10 protein-coding genes are annotated in these 17,834 nt (G+C 69.5%); 5 read left to right on the plus strand and 5 right to left on the minus strand.

The window, feature by feature from the left end:
- Nucleotides 1-69: 69 nt before the first annotated feature.
- Nucleotides 70-2,430 carry a hypothetical protein gene (locus tag ABD810_RS08800; RefSeq protein WP_344936597.1) on the minus strand — a complete coding sequence of 787 codons (2,361 nt, stop codon included), beginning with the start codon at nucleotides 2,428-2,430 and terminating at the stop codon, nucleotides 70-72.
- A gap of 171 nt (nucleotides 2,431-2,601) precedes the next feature.
- Complete coding sequence (locus ABD810_RS08805; protein WP_344936600.1) at nucleotides 2,602-4,161, minus strand: DUF4082 domain-containing protein; 1,560 nt, start codon at nucleotides 4,159-4,161, stop codon at nucleotides 2,602-2,604.
- A gap of 283 nt (nucleotides 4,162-4,444) precedes the next feature.
- On the opposite strand from ABD810_RS08805, the gene ABD810_RS08810 reads away from it, so the two are divergent.
- Nucleotides 4,445-5,704: a nucleotide sugar dehydrogenase gene (locus tag ABD810_RS08810; protein ID WP_344936602.1), complete on the plus strand. Its 1,260-nt coding sequence runs from the start codon at nucleotides 4,445-4,447 to the stop codon at nucleotides 5,702-5,704.
- A 4-nt stretch (nucleotides 5,705-5,708) separates the two neighbouring features.
- On the opposite strand, the gene ABD810_RS08815 is transcribed toward ABD810_RS08810, so the two are convergent.
- On the minus strand, nucleotides 5,709-6,467 hold the full coding sequence (locus ABD810_RS08815) for an SDR family NAD(P)-dependent oxidoreductase (protein ID WP_344936606.1): 759 nt from the start codon (nucleotides 6,465-6,467) through the stop codon (nucleotides 5,709-5,711).
- Nucleotides 6,468-6,692: 225 nt separating this feature from the next.
- Here ABD810_RS08815 and ABD810_RS08820 point away from each other — a divergent pair, with 225 nt between their 5' ends.
- On the plus strand, nucleotides 6,693-9,608 hold the full coding sequence (locus ABD810_RS08820; protein ID WP_344936607.1) for a DUF4082 domain-containing protein: 2,916 nt from the start codon (nucleotides 6,693-6,695) through the stop codon (nucleotides 9,606-9,608).
- 72 nt (nucleotides 9,609-9,680) lie between these two features.
- On the plus strand, nucleotides 9,681-10,766 hold the full coding sequence (locus ABD810_RS08825) for an ice-binding family protein (protein ID WP_344936609.1): 1,086 nt from the start codon (nucleotides 9,681-9,683) through the stop codon (nucleotides 10,764-10,766).
- Between the two features lie 22 nt (nucleotides 10,767-10,788).
- Here ABD810_RS08825 and ABD810_RS08830 read toward each other — a convergent pair whose 3' ends face one another.
- On the minus strand, nucleotides 10,789-11,781 hold the full coding sequence (locus ABD810_RS08830; RefSeq protein WP_344936611.1) for a pirin family protein: 993 nt from the start codon (nucleotides 11,779-11,781) through the stop codon (nucleotides 10,789-10,791).
- Nucleotides 11,782-12,023: 242 nt separating this feature from the next.
- Here ABD810_RS08830 and ABD810_RS08835 point away from each other — a divergent pair, with 242 nt between their 5' ends.
- Nucleotides 12,024-12,710 (plus strand): hypothetical protein, encoded by a 687-nt coding sequence (locus ABD810_RS08835; RefSeq protein WP_344936614.1) that lies wholly within the window; start codon nucleotides 12,024-12,026, stop codon nucleotides 12,708-12,710.
- Nucleotides 12,711-12,727: 17 nt separating this feature from the next.
- Entirely contained in the window at nucleotides 12,728-15,793 is a 3,066-nt protein-coding gene (locus ABD810_RS08840; protein WP_344936616.1) for an AAA family ATPase, read from the plus strand.
- Between the two features lie 18 nt (nucleotides 15,794-15,811).
- Here ABD810_RS08840 and ABD810_RS08845 read toward each other — a convergent pair whose 3' ends face one another.
- Nucleotides 15,812-17,353 carry an aldehyde dehydrogenase family protein gene (locus ABD810_RS08845; RefSeq protein ID WP_344936618.1) on the minus strand — a complete coding sequence of 514 codons (1,542 nt, stop codon included), beginning with the start codon at nucleotides 17,351-17,353 and terminating at the stop codon, nucleotides 15,812-15,814.
- Nucleotides 17,354-17,834 lie beyond the last annotated feature (481 nt).

Genomic DNA, 17,834 nt, shown 5'->3' on the forward strand with positions numbered 1-17,834 from the left:
CAGTGAACAAGATCGGGGCCTGCCGCCGCGCGCGGAGCCCTCCTCCTTGGGGGAGTCATCGCGCAAGTCTTACGTCGCGCCCGCTCGTGCGGGCAGGGCCGTGAGCCGGTATACGGCGTAGTCGCCGGAACGCATCTGGAAGGTCGCGAAGTCTCCGATCGCGGTGCTGGGAACCGCGTGCCGTTCGTCGACGAAGAGCCAGCGCACTCCGTATCGGTCCCGCAGGCGCTGGATGGAGGCGGCGGAGGGGGACGTGAACGCCTCGTCGTTGGCGCGAAGCCGCTCCTGGTCCCAGAACGGGAGGTTCTCCGGTGGCAGGCCGGGACGCCACCGGTCCATGTTGGCCGCGGTGTAGGTCCATCCTTCCAGCAGCACGCGACGCTCGCTGAGCGCGGAGACCCAGAAGTGGCGGCTGTCGCAAGGGTTGTGGAAAGACCAGAGGCAGTGCGCGTTCGTGGCCACCAGGTCGCCCGGTCGCGAGTGCGCGCGCAACCACCGCCCGGCGGTCAGCAGTCCCTGGGGGACCGCCGGGGGCGTCGCGGCGGGGGAGCCGCTGAGAACGCCGCTCGACGGCTGGGCGAACACGATCGACAGGACACGGGTGCACCAGGACGCGGGCAGGCCGATCGCCGCGGTCATGCAGAGCACCAGCGCCCAGGCGCGGACCCCCCGGGCGGTCACCTTGAGCACCGCCGCCGCCAGCAGGACGACGGCCAGCAGGGCGGCGTAGGGCAGATACAGGATGGTGTCCGACCGTCCCGGGCTCAGCGGGGTCTGGACACCGCAGAGCGTGTGGACGAGGTAGGCGCTCACCACTCCGGCGCCGGCCGCGCACGCGATCGCCCCGCGCGACAGCTCAGCCCGCCGGACGATGAGGGTGAGCCCGTAGACCGCGGCCACCGTCAGGTAGGGATAGCACGCCCCGAGGAAGTAGAGCTCGCTGAGGTGCGGGTGCTTGAGCACGAGCACCGCGCCGACACCCGCCGTGCCGAGGCCGAGCAACAGGGCCGCCTCCGGCCGCAGGAGCGACTCGGGGCGGCTCAGGAACCCGAGGACGCCGCACCAGGTGACCGCCCAGCACAGCAGGTACAGGACCGTGACCCCGGCGAGCGAAGCGGGCGGGGCCTCGAGGTGGTGGCCCTGGCCGGTCAGCTCGGTCCACGTTCGGTGCATGAGGTCCAAGGGCTCGATCATGGTCCCCTGCCTCGCGCCGCCGAACAGCACGATCTGGGCGAACAGGAAGCACGTGGCCGCCATCCCGAGCACGATGAGTGCGGGCCGGTGCGGCCGTCCATCCCTGATGGCCCCCGCCGCCGTCACGGCCAGGAGTCCCGCGATGAGCAGGGGCAGATACGACGCCTTCGCTCCCATGATCGCCACGAGGAACGTACCCGTCAGGACCCACTGTCCCGCCGTCGTCCTGCGGTGTTCGAGCAGGTCGAGAAGGCAGATGATGAGGGGGGCGAACAGCAGCGTCCCGAAGGTCTGGGTGGGGCTGCCCCATGACTGGACGCCCCGCCATCCGAACACCCCGACGTTCGGCCCGAGATACAGGTTGGGCGCCGCCATGAAGACGGTGCCCACGACGCAGAGCAGCGCCCCCGGCCACGAGCGCACGATGCGGCGGCCGACCATGGCGAGGAGGACGACGATGGCGGCCAGCATGGGCACCATGGCCAGCCGGAACAGCAGAAGCAGGGGCTCCAGCCCGGTCACCCAGCTCGCCGCGGCGAGGTGCGCGTAGACGAACCAGTGGTACAGGAGCGGCTCGCCGGCGACCACGGGCACCGTCGGCGGCATGTGGTGCTTCAGCTCGCCGATCAACGCCAGGTGGTAGGGCAGATCGATGTAGGCGGCGCCGAGCCCCGGCCAGGTCAGGGCATGGGTCCTGAAGAAGTTGACGGCGCTCCAGATGACCAGGTACGCGAAGATCAGAGCCAGGGACCAGGACCACCAGAGCGGCACGTCACCCGGTCGCCGTGCCTCCCTCCAGTGCCGTCGCAGCCGGGGGACGGCGGCGAACACCGCGTAGGTGGCGATCGGCCATGCCAGGACCAGCAGGGGCAGGCCCATGGCCCGTGCGGCGATGTAGACGATCACCTCGACGGTGTAGCCGAGGGTCAGCCCGAGCGCCAGCTCCTCCGCCAGGGTGCGCGCCCCGCCGTGCAGAGCCCGGACGATCAGCATGCCCGGAAGTACCAGACCCAGGACGACGTAGGCCCCGAAGACGGTGATGTCCCCGAGCGAGACGCCGTGCAGGACCAGTACGGCGACGGTGAAGGCGGTCGCCGCGGTCGCCGGCGGCCATCCCGGCGCCAGGAGGCGCCTCAGGGTCCGGCGGGCGGCGGACCGCTCGCGCGGCGCCCGCGCAGGGCTCGCCACCCCGATCGGGTGCGGGGCCGAGGTGGGAAGGGGCGGGCTTTCAGTCATGCGCGCCAGTTTGGCGAGACGGCCCGCGTGGACGGGTCTGGACGCTCCCGCTCGGTGATGTCCTTGCCTGTCCTTTATCCGGGTGACGCCTGATGGCCTTTCCCTGGATGTGGGCCCGGCCGCCTCACGTGGAGACGGCCGGGCGAGCGGGTCGATGCGAGGAAAGGCGCCTCAACTGGCCGCGGGAGTGAAGACCACGTCGACCCAGTAGTTCGTGGCCTGGTAGGAGCTGGTCGGGAATTCGTTCGCCGCGCCGTAGTGATATACGCCATTGCCCCCCTCCGCGCCGTCCGCGAGTGCGAGAAGCGGGCTGTTGGTGTATTGGGTCGCGAAGTAGGGGCGCGTCACCGAGTAGTACCCCGACGAGGTGAGCACGGTGGCCACATAGGTGGTGTTCGCGGTCACCGATACGGGCGACGCGAAGTTCACCTGCTGCCACCCGGAGGCGGTCTCGCCGGTGAAGGTGGCGCTGGCGAGCAAGGTGCCGCCACTGGTCCACAGGCTTCCCACGTGTGTCCCGGTGTTCAGGGAACCCTTGTAGAAGCGGACGCCCTTGACCGTCCCGTTCCCGCTCGCCCTCAACTTCACCCCGAGCGCGACCGCGTTCGGGTCGAAGTGCGACGCCACCGCCGGGGTCGTCGCGCTGCTCCACAGGGTCGCGGTGACCTCCTGGTTGAGGATGTTCGACTTGCTCGGCGCGAAGTGGATCAGAGCCTCGTTGTCGAAGGTGTCGCCGCCCAGGTACACGGCCTGGATCGGGTGGATTCCCGGTGAGAGGCTGGAGGTGCTGAACGTGGCGACGCCCGAGGAGTCGAGGAAGCCCGAGCCGAGCGTCGTCGTTCCCTCCTTGAACAGCACCTGGCCCTGGGGGACCACGGTGCCGCTCACCGCGTCGACCGTGGCGGTGAAGGTCACCACCTGGTTCCGCATGGAGGGGTTGGCCGAGGAGGTCAGGGCGGTGGTGGTCTGCGGGTCGTTCGGCAGGGTGATGAAGGTGGCCGGGCCGCTGGTGGTGCCGTCCAGGATGACGTTCTGGTTGAGGGTGAACAGGCGGCCGAAGACGGATGCGCCCGCACGGACCCAGGCGGTGTTCGCCGCGAGGACGTTGCCGCGGAAGGTGGAGTTCTGCCCGAGGGTGGCCGCGTCGGTGACCTGCCAGAAGACGTTCTTGGCCTGCGCGCCGTTGGTGAGGGCGACGTTGCTCACGGTCGCCGTGGTGAGGGTGGGCGCCTTGAAGATGAAGACGGCGTCGGGCTCGCCCTGCGCGTCGAGGGTGAGCGACCCCGTTATCGTGAAGCCGCCGCTGGTCGGGGTGTAGATGCCCGGCGCCTTGGTCGTCCCGCCGAGCTCTGCGGCCACCGAGGTGACCGGGGTCCGGCCGGCGATGTCGTTGTAGGCGGCGACCACGCTGGACTTCGCCGTCGCGGCGGTGGCGTCACCGGCGTGCATGGTCCCGGTCAGGGTGCCGGGCGGGAAGCCGGTCACGGTGCTTCCCGGGCTGACTCCGAGGTCTCCGGTCACGTTCGTGAGGTTGTTGTTGTTGACCGCCGACCCGGCGAGTATGGCGAACGCGACGGCCGTGCCGAGGTCGACCGGCGCCCGCCGCGCCGCGTTGGCCGTGTCCGGCGTCGCGATGAGCGCGCCGGTCGCGAGGACGGCCGCGAGAGTGGCCGTCAGCCCGGTACGACGGGTCTTTCGGGAAAGCGCCCGAATTCGAGTTATGTATATCATGAAGCGATCCTTTATGCCCTGGTGCAGGGCGATGCGGCTTATGAATAAGCATCTGCTGGTTCAGCTTACTGATCGGCGTTGTTGCCGCGCGGAAACGACATGCGGGCGGAATTATGCGCGCGAGGGCCCGGGAAAGCCGTTTTCCAGGCCCTTTCCCCGATGTCTTGACCGGAATGGCGGTCAGGTGGGGCGACACGCGTGGATCGTCGCCGAATCTCCATTGTCGGACCCCTGAGTCCTACACTCGTTTGTGAATTCGAATCCGAGTGACGGGGGTCACGCCGTGGGGGAGAAACTGGTCGTCGTGGGGCAGGGGTATGTCGGCCTGCCTTTGGCGATGCGTGCGGTGGAGCGGGGTTTCCAGGTGGTGGGAATCGACGTGGACGAGTGGCGGGTCAAACGGCTGAACGCCGCGGAGTCCTACGTCGAGGACATCGACGACGGCACGCTCGCGGAAGCGGTGCGTTCCGGGCGTTACCTCGCCACGACGGACTACGCCGACGCCGAGGCGTTCGACATCTGCGTGATCACGGTGCCGACTCCTCTCAGGGAGGGAGCGCCCGATCTGCGCCACATCGGGGAGTCCGGCCGGTCCATCGCCCCGCTGATCAAGCCGGGGGCGACGGTGATCCTGGAGTCGACGACCTACCCGGGGACCACCGAGGAGTACCTGCGGCCCCTGCTCGAAGAGGGCTCCGGCCTGCGCACCCCCGAGGACTTCTTCCTGGGGTACAGCCCGGAGCGGATCGATCCGGGGAACGCCCTCTGGCGCCTGGACAACACGCCCAAGGTGGTGTCCGGGATCGACGCGGCGTCCCTGGAGAGGGTCCGGGCGTTCTACGGGCGGATCGTGCGAGAGCCCGTGCCCGTCTCCTCGCCGCAGGTGGCCGAGCTGTGCAAACTGCTCGAGAACACCTTCAGGCACGTGAACGTCGCCCTGGTGAACGAGCTCGCGATCTTCGCCCGCAGGCTCGGCATCGACGTATGGGAAGCCATCGACGCGGCCTCCACCAAGCCCTTCGGCTACATGCGCTTCACCCCCGGGCCGGGAGTCGGCGGGCACTGTCTCCCGATCGACCCCTCCTACCTGTCATGGAAGGTCAAGCGCAGCCTGGGGCACAACTTCAGGTTCGTGGAGCTGGCCAACGACATCAACGACCACATGCCCGATCACGTCGCGCAGCTGGTCGCCCTGGCGCTGAACCGGCGGCGCAAGGCGGTGAACGGCAGCCGCGTCCTCGCGCTGGGCCTCGCCTACAAGAAGAACACCGGCGACGCCAGGGAGTCTCCCGCGATCGAGGTCGTCAAGGCGCTGTCCAAGCTGGGCGCCGATGTACGGGCCGCCGACCCCTACGTTGACGACTTCCTGCTCCCGGGGGAGATCGAGATCGTCGAGCCCACCGCCGAGGAGCTGTCCCGCGCGGACGTCGTCGTGATCCTCACCGACCACGACTGCTTCGACTACGGGCTGGTGGAGCAGGCGAGCACCCTGGTCTTCGACACGCGTAACCGGTGCACGGGGGCCAACGTCGAGGCGCTGTGAACGCTCAGCGCGGCCGGCGGCCGAGGCGCTGGGAGACGCGTCCGGTGAGCCCGTGCGGGAGCAGCCTTCCCACGGCGACGATCGCCTTGTACTGGGCGCCGGGGACGCACACCCATCGGCCCAGGGCGAGGTCCCGCATCGCGTCGTTCACCACGCGGTCGGGCGTCAGCCAGAGGAACTCGGGGATGCCCGACACGTCGACCGAGGCCCGCTGGTGGAACTCGGTGTGCACGAAGCCCGGGCACAGCGCCATCACCCGGACCCGAGGCTCGATGATCTCGCTCGCGACCGACTCGCTGAAGTTGACCACCCAGGCCTTGGAGGCGCTGTAGGTTCCGCGCGTGAAGAACGCGGCCACCGATGCCACGTTGATCACTGCACCGCGGCCTCGCGACCTCATCCCGGGAAGCGCCGCCAAGGTCAGCCGGAGCACCGCCTCGCAGTGCACGCGCAGCATCGTGAGCTCGTCTTCCACGGGCACTTCGAGCAGCGCGCCTGGGTGGCCGAAGCCGGCGTTGTTGACCAGCAGGTCCACCCCCTTGTGGAGCCGGTCGGTGACGGCCGTCAGGCCGTCCTCTGTCGACAGGTCCGCGGGCAGCACCTCGCACGGCACTCCGTAACGGCGGTGGAGCATGGTGGCGGTCTCCGCCAGACGCCGTTCGTCGCGGGCCACCAGGATCGGCGAGAAGCCGTCGGCGGCCAGGCGACGGGCGAAAGCGGAGCCGATCCCCGCTGTGGGGCCTGTGATCAGTGCTGTGCGCATGAGGAAAGCGTAGGACCGGCGGCGCGTGGCCGGCGCCGGGCACCGATCGGGGTGGTGCGGGAGCACATCAGCCCATGACCCGACACGCTGCGAATATGCCGGTGTGCTGCCGGTGCCGGTCGTTAGCATCGTGCCACAGCCGGAGCTCCCTCCTGTCGTTTCATGCTCATGGCTCTGCGCGGCTCGCGGATGCGGCCGTGGACTGTCTCTGGGAGGGGAGTGCCGGTGACGGCTCGTCAGAGCACCTTCAGGCCGAAGCGGTGGAGGCTTCGCGGGGCCCTGGTCGCCTTCCAGGCGGTCGTCCTGGCCATGCCGGTCATGTCCGGAGCGGCCTGGGCGATCACGCCGAAGTCGCCCACGGAGCGGGTCGCCGCGGCCCCCTGCCCGCCGACCTCCGTGATCTGCGTCGAGAACAGCCTGCCCGGCAGCCCTCCCAGCGAGTGGGACATCGTCGGCGCGGGCGATCCCGCGATCCAGGGCTACGCCACGCAGATGAGCGTGGACAAAGGGCAGACGGTGCAGTTCAAGGTGAACACCCCTTCCACGAGCTACCGCCTGGACATCTACCGCCTGGGATACTACGGCGGCCTCGGCGCGCGGAAGATGGCGACGGTCCAGCCGTCCGCCATCCTGCCCCAGGGGCAGCCTCCCTGCATGAGCGACCCGGCCACCGGCCTGGTCGACTGCGGCGACTGGGACGTCTCGGCGTCCTGGCCGGTACCGCCGACCGCCGTCTCCGGCGTCTACATCGCCAAGCTGGTCCGGCAGGACGCCACCCCCGGCGCGAGCCAGATCTTCTTCATCGTTCGCGACGACGCGCGCGGGTCCGACCTCCTGGTGCAGACCTCCGACGCCACCTGGCAGGCCTACAACACCTACGGCGGGAACAGCCTGTACCGCGGTGATCCGGCCGGCCGCGCCTTCAAGGTCAGCTACAACCGGCCGTTCCTCACGCGCGACCCCAACGTTTCCCCCTACAGTTGGTTCTTCGACTCCGAGTACCCCATGGTCCGCTGGCTGGAGGCCAACGCCTTCGACGTCAGCTACACGACCAGCGTCGACACCGCCTCGCGGGGGGCGGAGCTATTGGAGCACAAGGCGTTCCTGTCGTCGGGCCACGACGAGTACTGGTCCAACGATATGCGGGCCAACATCGAGAACGCCCGGAACAACGGGGTCAGCCTCGCCTTCTTCTCCGGGAACGAGATCTTCTGGAAGACCCGCTGGGAGGACAGCATCGACGGATCGGCGACCCCGTTCCGCACGCTCGTCTGCTACAAGGAGACGCTGGCCAACGCCAAGATCGATCCGAGCCCGCAGTGGACGGGGACGTGGCGCGACCCCCGGTTCTCCCCGCCGTCGGACGGTGGCAGGCCGGAGAACGCCCTGACCGGCACCCTGTTCATGGTCAACGGTGTCGCCAACGACGCGACCACCGTCCCCGCGGAGTTCGCGAACCTGCGGGAGTGGAAGAACACCACCGTCGCCGACCTGCAACCCGGGCAGATGGCCGTCTTCCCCACCGGAGTGCTCGGATACGAATGGGACGAGGCTCCCGACGACGCCAGCCGGCCGCCGGGGCTGGTGAACCTCTCCAGGACCACCCTTCCCAAGACGAGCGGTTACCTGCTCAACGAGGGCAGCCGCTACGGTGCCGGGATCGCGACGAACAGCCTGACCCTCTACAAGCACGCGAGCGGGGCCCTCGTCCTCGGCACCGGCACCACGCAGTGGGCCTGGGGCCTGGACGCCGTCCACGACCGGCCGGGCACCCCCACCGACATCCGGATGCAGCAGTTCACGGTCAACGTCCTCGCGGACATGGGGGCCCAGCCGGCGAGCATCCAGCCCGGACTGGTCATCGCGACGCCCTCGACCGACACCTCGCCTCCCACGGCGACGATCACCAACCCGACGAGCGGCACCTCCGTGCTGAACGAACTGGGCACCATCATCCAGGGGACGGCGAGCGACACCGGAGGCGGCGTCGTGGCGAACGTCGAGGTGTCCTTCGACGGCGGCACCTCCTGGAAGCAGGCGACGGGGCGCACGAACTGGCAGTACAACTGGACTCCCACCACCACCGGCCCGGTGACGATCCTGGCCAGGGCGATCGACGACATCGGGAACATCCAGCCGATCCCGGCCTCCGTGCAGGTCAACGTCGCCTTCGCCGCCTCCATCTGGCCCACCACCGCCCTGCCCGCCATCGCGTCATCGGGTGACACCAACTCCGTCGAGGTCGGGGTGAAGTTCCAGACCTCGACCCCCGGAGTGATCAGCGGCGTCAGGTTCTACAAGGGCTCCTTCAACACCGGCACGCATGTGGGGAACCTGTGGACGTCGACGGGCCAGCTTCTCGCGAGGGCGACCTTCACCGCCGAGTCCTCCAACGGCTGGCAGAAGGTGGCCTTCTCGGCGCCCGTGACGGTGACCCCCGGGACCACCTATGTCGCGTCCTATTTCGCCCCGCAGGGGAACTACTCCAAGGACTCGCCGTACTTCACCCAGCCGGTCGTGCGGGGCCCGCTCACCGCGCTCGCCGACGGCACCGACGGCGGCGACGGCCTGTACAAGTACACGTCGAGCACCGCCTTCCCCACCTCCACCTACAAGGCCAGCAACTACTGGGCCGATGTGATTTTCGTGCCGTCGACCAGTCTGTGGACCGACGCGACGGTCCCGGCGACCACGTCGTACCCCGACTCCAACGGGGTCTCCCTCGGGGTGAAGTTCAAGTCCGCCGTCACCGGCGTCATCAGCGGCATCAGGTTCTACAAGGGGGCGGGCAACACCGGCACGCACATCGGGAACCTGTGGTCCAGGACGGGGCAGTTGCTCGCGAGCGCGACCTTCACCAACGAGACCGCCTCCGGCTGGCAGCAGGTGACCTTCGCGAACCCGGTGCCGATCAGCGCCGGCACCACCTACGTCGCCTCCTACTACGCGCCGAACGGGCGCTATTCGGTGACCCGGCCCTACTTCGGCACGCAGTACGTGAACGACCCGCTGACGGCTCTCGCGAGCGGCGCGGACGGGGGGAACGGCGTCTACTCCTACAGCGCGACCAACGTGTTCCCCACCAACACCTACCAGCAGACCAACTACTGGGTCGACGTGTTGTTCAGCGCCGGCTCCTGACCGACCGGCGGCGTCGCGTCTCCTCGGCGCGGCCTGTCCTCCGGCGTCCGATCCACACTACTAACGAAGGGCATGGTCATCGTGCATCTCGGTCGTCGCCGCACCCCGCTCCGGGTGATCGCCCGCTCCTGGCCCGCACTGGCTCTCGTGGGCGTGCTCGCGGCGGGCGTACCCGTTGTGACGCCGCGCGAGGCGAGCGCGGACCGGCCGCGTTCGGTGGACCTCGGGGCCGCCGAGAACTTCGCGGTCCTGGCCGGGGCCGCCGTCAACAACGCGGGGAACACGCTGATCGACGGAGATCTCGGAGTGAGTCCCGGCACCTCGGTCACCGGCTTTCCCCCCGGCCGGGTGCGGGGGACCATCCATCGCAACACCGCCACCGCGATCGCGGCCAAGACACAGGCGGTCGACATCTACAACCAGCTGAAGGGCCGGACCCCCACCGCCACGGTGCCGGCCCAGCTCGGCGGCACGACCAGGACCGCCGGGGTCTACAACTCGCCCGGCGACGCCTTCGAGATCAACGGAACACTGACCCTGGACGCCCAGAGGGATCCGTCGGCCGTCTTCATCTTCCAGGCGAACACGCTGGCCACGGCGCGGGTCGCCAACATCGCGCTGGTGGGCGGCGCCCAGGAGAGCAACGTCTTCTGGCAGATCGGCGACTCGGCCGCCCTCGGCACCTACTCCACCTTCCGCGGGACCATCCTGGCCCTGAACTCGGTGTCGGTGGCAGGCGGCACCACGCTGCACGGCCGGGCCTTCGCGCTCAACGGCAACGTCGCAATCGAGAGCACGACCACCACGCCGTTCTTCGCCACCGTCGTGCTGCCCGACGCGGTTCCGACCACCACGACGCTGACCGCGTCGCCGAACCCCAGCCCCGCGGGCCGGCCGGTCACCTTCACCGCCGTGGTCAAGGCGGTCACGGGGACGGTCGTCCCGCAGGGCGACGTGGTCTTCCAGGACGGCGAGACCGACCTCGGCACCGGCAGGCTGGACGACGCGGGGGCCGCCACGTTCACGACCAGCGGCCTGGCTCCGGGCCAGCACCAGATCAGCGCCGTCTATCTGGGCGGCTCCACGGCCGTGTACGAGGCGTGGGTGCCTTTCGGGCCGAGCACCTCCGCCACGCTGACCCAGACGATCACCGGCTGAGCGCCGTACCGCCGGGCCGAGGTCAGAGGTTCTCGTCCCGGGTGGAACGGTGGGGGATCTTGTCGGCGGGGACGACGCCCATGCGGCCCGCCTGGAAGTCCTCGAAGGCCTGGACGATCTCGTTACGCGTGTTCATCACGAACGGGCCGTACCGGGCGATCGGCTCCTTGATCGGAAGGCCGCCGAGCACGAGGATCTCCCAGCCGTTCGCACTGGCCAGCGGCTGCGAGTCCGCCGCGCGCAGGGTCAGCGCCTCGCCTCGCGGCCCGAAGGTGGCGAGCTGTCCCTCGTCCAGCGAGGTGCCGGAGGTCCCGACGGTGCCCCGGCCGCTGAGGACGTACACCAGGGCATTGAAGCCGGTCGGCCACGGCAGGTCCAGGCGGGCGCCGGGAGCGACGGTCGCGTGGAGGTAGGTGATCGGCGTGTAGGTGATGCCCGGCCCCTCGTGCCCGGCGAGCGAGCCCGCGATGACGCGCACCAGCGAGGATCCGTCCGCGCTGGAAAGGAGCTTCACATCGCTCCTGTTGATGTCCTGGTAGCGCGGCGGCACCCACTTCTGCTCGCGCGGGAGGTTGACCCACAGCTGCACGCCGTGGAAGAGGCCACCCGCCGCGACCAGCTCGGGGGTGGGCTGCTCGATGTGCTGCAGGCCGCTTCCTGCGGTCATCCACTGGGTGTCGCCGTCCGCGATCAGGCCGCCGCCGCCCGTGGTGTCGTGGTGCTGGAAGGCGCCGTCGATGATGTAGGTCACCGTCTCGAAGCCGCGGTGGGGGTGCCAGGGCGTGCCCATGGCCTCGCCCGGCGCGTACTCCACCGCGCCCATGTGGTCGAGCAGCAGGAACGGGTCCGCCAGCGAGAGGTCGACGCCTGGGAAGGGCCGCCGCACGGCGAAGCCCTCTCCCTCCAGATGGCGCTGGGCGGTGATGATCCTCGCCACCGGACGCCAGGCCGTGGCGGCCTCGGGCAGCAGCGGGAGGCGGGGCAGGGTCAGGGTGTCAGCGGTTACGGCCGGCATGGAGCCCTCCTTGAGAAGGCGGCGGGTGCCGCCCGGGACGACGATACTCCGCACAACAGAAGTTGATGATTCAACTATTCCCTGTATCTGCGGTGGAGGTTGTGTAACAAGTCGAGCTAAGTTTTCGGCAAGATTTGGTCAAGATTTCCAAAATCACTCAAGGGGAGGACCCTCGAAAAAACGGGCACAACACCTATGTTGACCCGCAAAGCGGAGGTATGGCCCCTGTGGAAAGATCGCGGGTGGGGTCACGGCCGATCGCGGCGGCGACGGCCGCCGTGCTGATCGCCGGACTGGCCGGCTGTGGTGGTGCCGATTTCACGTACGTGATGGGGAACGACGGGCAGAGCTACTTCAAGGTGCCCGCTTCGTGGCAGAAGGTGGACCAGAAGGCCCTCGAGCGGAAGATCTTCGGGGACCTGACCTCCGCGACCGCCCAGGCGCGAAAACGGCTCTCCTGGACGGTCGCCTACGACGGCTTCACCATGCCGTCGGCCGATCACCTGCTCGACCCGGCCGGGGGATCCGACCAACCCTTCGCCTTCGCGATGGTGTCGAAACTCACCGAGGACCAGCGGGACGCGGTCTCCCTCGACGTGCTGCGCAACGCGGCGATGCTGCCGGTCGCGGTCACCGACGAGGTGCGCAAGCAGATGGAGTCGACCGCCGGCTATCCCTTCAAGGGCTTCGAACTCCTCAGCGACGAGGTGCTGCCGCCGGAGAACGGTGTGCGAGGCGTCCACGTGGTCTACAACCTCAAGGTCCTCGGGGGACCGGTGCAGACCTTCGACCAGACCGCGTACCTGGCCCCGGACGGCACTCGTGTCTCCCTCCTTCTCATCCGCTGCTCGGCCACGTGCTACCAGAAAAGGTCCGAGGAGCTCGACAGGATCGCGCAGTCCTTCAAGGTCAAGCGAGTTCCCGGGTGACCGGGTGAGGAGCCCTGATGACACACGCCCCCGCTCCTGATCAGCCCACGGGCCTGCGCGCTCCCGGCTCGGGACCCACGGCCGCCGGCCGGGTCACGATGCCGTTCTGGGACCGCGCCAAATTCCTGGTCGGGCTGACGGTCGCCTACTTCGTGATGGTCTGGCATAACATGGCCAGCTTCGAGGGGATCATGCCCTTCGGGGAGGCCCTCAGGGTGACGGCGGTGGGCCGCGCCGGCTCGATCATCCTCTTCCTGATAGGGGCGGAGCTGCTGCGGCAGACCCACTTCCTGGTGAGCGAGCGGTCGGCCGGCTACCACGGGTTCTGGACGAAGAAGGTCTTCGGCGGCTTCGAGGGATGGAGCCGCCGCCGCTTCAGCGACTGGAACCGCTACCGCATCGCCAGGGTGCTGAAGTGGCTGTTCTGGATCGCCATCCTGGCGCTGGTACTGGGCCAGATCCTCGACGTCTCCCCGGCACTCGCGTTGTTCGAGGCGCCCGCTCTGCTCTGGAGGGTCCTCCCGTACGGGCTCCAGCTCGCGTTCGGGTTCTTCTTCGTCATCATCCAGTTCGTCGGCCTCTTCTGGTTCATGTCGAGGGGCGGCGTCGAGACGTACTACCCCGATGACATCAAGACCCGGTTCTCCGACGTGTGGGGCCAGGACCACGTCGTCGAGCGGGTGAAGGAGAACATCGTCTTCCTGGAGAAGCCCGACGAGATCGAGGCCAAGGGCGGCTACGTGCCGAGCGGCCTGCTCCTGTGGGGCCCGCCGGGCACGGGCAAGACCCTGATGGCCGAGGCGGTCGCCGGCGAGACCGGCCGGCCCTACGTGTTCGTGGACCCCGGCGCCTTCATCAACATGTTCATGGGCATCGGCATCCTGAAGGTGAAGTCCCTGTTCCGCAAGCTGCGCAAGCTGGCCTTGCGATACGGCGGCGTCATCGTCTTCTTCGACGAGGCCGACTCCCTCGGCCGGCGCGGCGCGCTCGCCCAGCAGGGCCCGCCAGGAGGCGGCTTCTCGGCGGCGGCCCCGTTCCACACGGACGGATGCCACGGCTTCACCTACCTGTCGGACGACACGCGTGCCCTGCTGACCCGGCGGGCGCTCGGCGCCTCCAGGGCCGAGGCGCCCGAGCCCGGCCGCGACCGTGTCGTCATGGGCGGCATGGGCATGGGCGCCAGCGGCGACCAGGGCACGCTCCAGGCGCTGCTGACCGAGCTGTCGGGGCTGAAGAAGCCCCGCGGATTCCTCAACCGCTACGTCCGGCGGCTGCTCGGCATGCGCCCCAAGCCGCCGCCCAAGTACCGGATCCTGGTCATGATGGCCACCAACATGCCGAACTCGCTCGACGAGGCGCTGCTGCGGCCGGGGCGCATCGACCGCATCTACAAGGTGGGCTACCCCTCCAAGGCCGGGCGCGTGCGCACCTACCAGGGCTACTTCGACAAGGTCCGCCACGAGCTCACCCCCGACCAGCTCGACAAGCTGGCCACGATCACCCCCTACGCCACCGGCGCCACCATCAAGGACCTGGTCAACGAGGCGCTCATCACGGCGATCCGCGAGGGGCACGAGATCATCACGTGGGCGGACGTCATGACCGCCAAGCGGCTCAAGCAACTCGGCCCGCCCGAGGACGTCGAGTACATCGAGCGTGAGCGCCACGCGGTCGCCGTGCACGAGGCCTGTCACGCCGTCGTGGCCTACCGGACCCGCCAGCACCTGGAGATCGACATCGCGACGATCGAGAAGGGCGCCGACTATCTCGGCATGGTCTCCAGCATCAAGCCCGAGGATCAGTTCACCCGCTGGCGCAGCGAGTACGAGGCCGACATCATGGTCTCGCTCGCCTCGCTCGCGGGGGAGCGCATGTTCTTCGGCGAGGACAACTCCTCGGGGGTGTCCGGAGACCTGGAGAGCGCCACCATGGTCACCGGCCTGATGGAGGCCTACTGGGGAATGGGCACCGGGGTCGCGTCCCTTCCCGCGCTCCAGGTGCTCGGCATCCGCGACGGCAAGGCGTCCCCGGCGCCGCGCGGGCCCGGTGGCATCGGCTACACCCAGGAGCCGACCGGCCGCCGTGACCACCTCACCCCCGACATGCTGGCCGAGCGCATCGAGTTCAACCTGGCCAGGCTGCTGGAGAAGACCGAGGAACTGCTGAAGGAGAACCGCCGCGAGGTGCTGTGCGTGGCCCACGCGCTGGAGCAGCACAAGACGCTCAACGGCGACGACGTCGTGGCGGTGATCGAGGGCACGCGGGGGCCGGTGCTCGACGGCTCGCTCTACCTCTCCGAGGAGTTCTACGAGGAGCTCGAGGCCTACCACGACGTGGCCGCGGACGCCCATCGCACGCACAGCCACGTGACCTCCGCGCTGCCCCGGCCGAGGCAGGCCCCGTTCCCCGTCCCGGTCATCGCCGGTCAGGTGGTGCCGCAGCAGGCCGCCTACGCGATGCCCTCCGAGCCGCCCGGCATCGACGATCCCGGCCACGGACCCGCGGAGGGCGTCGTCTCCGTCATCTCCAACGGCCCGGGGCCGATCGAGATGTCCCCCTCGCCCAACGGGGGCGCCTCGCCCGAGTTCATCCCGTGGAGCCCTGACGCTCCGCAGCCCGCGCAGGCGCCCGCCCAAGCCCAGACGCCCGTCCTCGCGCAGCCGCCGGTTTCGGCGCAGGGGCCGCCGCTCGCGCAGGCGCCGCCGCCCCTGCCCGGCTCGGCCGCCGCCCGGCGCCGCTCGCGCCGTCCCGTCGAGATCGCGCTGGCGGCCGTCGCGGCGCTCGTGCTGTTCGTACTGGCCGGGCTGGCGGCGTTCGGCGGCACCTCCGCCCCAGGCGCGCAGGCCACGGCCACCTCGCCCCCGGGCGCGGTGGTGGCGCTGCTGGTCGTGGCGGTGCTCCTCATCGTGGGCGGCGTCGTGGCCTTCGTGGTCGTACGAGGCCAGCAGGCCGGGCGGGTCAGGGCGGAGGAGTCCAGGGACAGGGCCGTCGAGCGCGCACAACTGCTCGCGGCCGCCATGGATCCCGAGACCGCGATGCGCCTTCTGGGCTACGACGGCCGCAACGGCCAGAACGGGGGCTGACGCCCGGCCCCCGGCTCGCTAGAGCCGGAACTCCAGGTCGGGGATGATCTCGGCGACGTCCATCTGCGCCTTCTGCAGGCGGCCCGAGTAGTCCCAGTTCATCGCCTGCCAGCGGGTGAACTGGTCGAGCACCCAGATGCCCGACTGGCGGCTGCCGTTGCCCGACTTGCCGTTGCCGCCGAAGGGAAGGTGCGCCTCGGCCCCCGAGGTGGAGTTGTTGACGCTGACCATGCCCGCCCCGATGCCCGCGCGGAACCGGAACGCCGCCTTGGGGTCGGTGGTGTAGATCGAGGAGGAGAGCCCGTAACCGGGCCGGTTGGCCAGCTCGATCGCCTCGTCAAGGCTGCCGAAGGAGGTGACGCCCACGATCGGGCCGAAGGTCTCCTCCAGGAACAGGCGGTCCCTTGATCGCACGCCGTCCACGACCACCGGGTGGTAGTACAGGCCGCCCTCGCCGTCGAAGCCACCGCGCGGGTTCTCCCCGGTGATCCGCCCCGTCGGGCCGGTGACCACCGTGTGATGCGGCTGGATCCAGCCGAGGTAGTCCTCGTAGCGCTCGGCGAACCGGTGGTCGAGCATCGGGCCGTACAGGACGTCGCCGGCCGGGTCTCCGACCGTGGCCTCCCGCACGGCTCGCGCGTACCGGCCGACGAACTCATCGTGCACCGACCGGTGCACGAGCACGGTGCCCAGCGAGGTGCAGCGCTGTCCGGCCGTGCCGAACCCTGAGAACAGCGCGCCCTCCACGGCCAGGTCGAGGTCGGCGTCGGGCATGACGACCATGGGGTTCTTGCCGCCCAGCTCCAGGCACGGCGACTGGAGGTAGCGGCCGCACAGCTGGCCGATCTCGCGCCCGACGGCGGTCGACCCGGTGAAGCCGACCTTCTGCACGGTGCCCTCGGCGAGCGCCAGGTCCAGCCCGGCGTAGGTCGAGGCCCCGTCGGCGAACACGACGTTCAGCACCCCGTCGGGCAGCCCGGCCGCCGCGAACAGGCGGTAGAGCGCGTGCGCGGAGGCGGAGGCGTACTCGGCCGGCTTCCACACCACGGCGTTGCCGCACAGCAGGGCCGGTACGAGGTACCAGCTCGGCACGGCCACCGGGAAGTTGCCCGCCGTGATCACCGCGGCCACCCCCACGGGCACCCGGAAGGTGAACAGGTTCTTGTCGGGCATCTCCGACGGAACGGTCTGCCCGTACATGCGTCGTCCCTCGCCGAGGAAGAAGTCGCAGGTGTCGACGATCTCGCGCACCTCGCCCAGCGCCTCGGCGTACGGCTTGCCGATCTCCTCGGTGACGAGCCTCGCCAGGGCCTCGGCGTTAGCCTCGACCAGCCGGCCGATGGAGGCGATCACCCGGCCGCGGACGGGCGCGGGAACCCTCGCCCACTCGCGCTGGGCCGCGGCGGCCACGCTACAGGCCCAGGCGAAGGCGGCGTCGCCCGCGAGCTGGACTCTTGCCACGGTCTCGGCCGTCCTGGCCGGATTGACCGAGTCGTAGGTCGTGGCGTTGGCGTCCTCGGCGGCCTTGCCACCGACGACGGAGACGATCTGGCGGGTCAACGTTGACCTCCTCGCATGGGCGCTTGCCTGCATTCTTCCGCTTGAGCCGGCTTTCCCCAACATAGGTGGCATGGCGCGCCAGGCGGGTCGTCCGAGGGCGGCCGGACGCGGGGCTCCCGCGCCGGTGGCGGGGCGGCGCCCGCGACCAACCGGGGCGGATCCATGGTGACGCCGCTAATCGGCCGCGGTTCCAAATCAGTAACAGGTGGCATATCTCGATTGTCATTACCATTCCGCGTCGATCGCGCCTTTCGGCGTCTGCTTTTTGTGGTTTCATTGCCTCTCTCGCAGGACTCCTGATCAAGTAGCGGGTACGCACCGATCAATCGCTCCGCTCACCGTCCAAGATGGCTCGAATTCCCGGGGCCGACGGCCCTCGATCGCCGCGGAAACGCGTGGACGAGCCGTCCAGGTGAAAAGGGCGGATCCCGTCAAGGGTGCCGTTCCCCTCGATTCATATGTCGAGGAGACATGCCGGTAT

The sequence above is a fragment of the Sphaerisporangium flaviroseum genome (assembly GCF_039537005.1).
Lineage (GTDB): Bacteria > Actinomycetota > Actinomycetes > Streptosporangiales > Streptosporangiaceae > Sphaerisporangium > Sphaerisporangium flaviroseum.

What these genes read in the sequence shown, in the direction of transcription:
- ABD810_RS08800 (WP_344936597.1), bottom strand. Translation starts at nt 2,430, where the DNA reads ATGACTGAAAGCCCGCCCCTTCCCACCTCGGCCCCGCACCCGATCGGG.
- ABD810_RS08805 (WP_344936600.1), bottom strand. Translation starts at nt 4,161, where the DNA reads ATGATATACATAACTCGAATTCGGGCGCTTTCCCGAAAGACCCGTCGT.
- ABD810_RS08815 (WP_344936606.1), bottom strand. Translation starts at nt 6,467, where the DNA reads ATGCGCACAGCACTGATCACAGGCCCCACAGCGGGGATCGGCTCCGCT.
- ABD810_RS08825 (WP_344936609.1), top strand. Translation starts at nt 9,681, where the DNA reads ATGGTCATCGTGCATCTCGGTCGTCGCCGCACCCCGCTCCGGGTGATC.
- ABD810_RS08830 (WP_344936611.1), bottom strand. Translation starts at nt 11,781, where the DNA reads ATGCCGGCCGTAACCGCTGACACCCTGACCCTGCCCCGCCTCCCGCTG.
- ABD810_RS08840 (WP_344936616.1), top strand. Translation starts at nt 12,728, where the DNA reads ATGACACACGCCCCCGCTCCTGATCAGCCCACGGGCCTGCGCGCTCCC.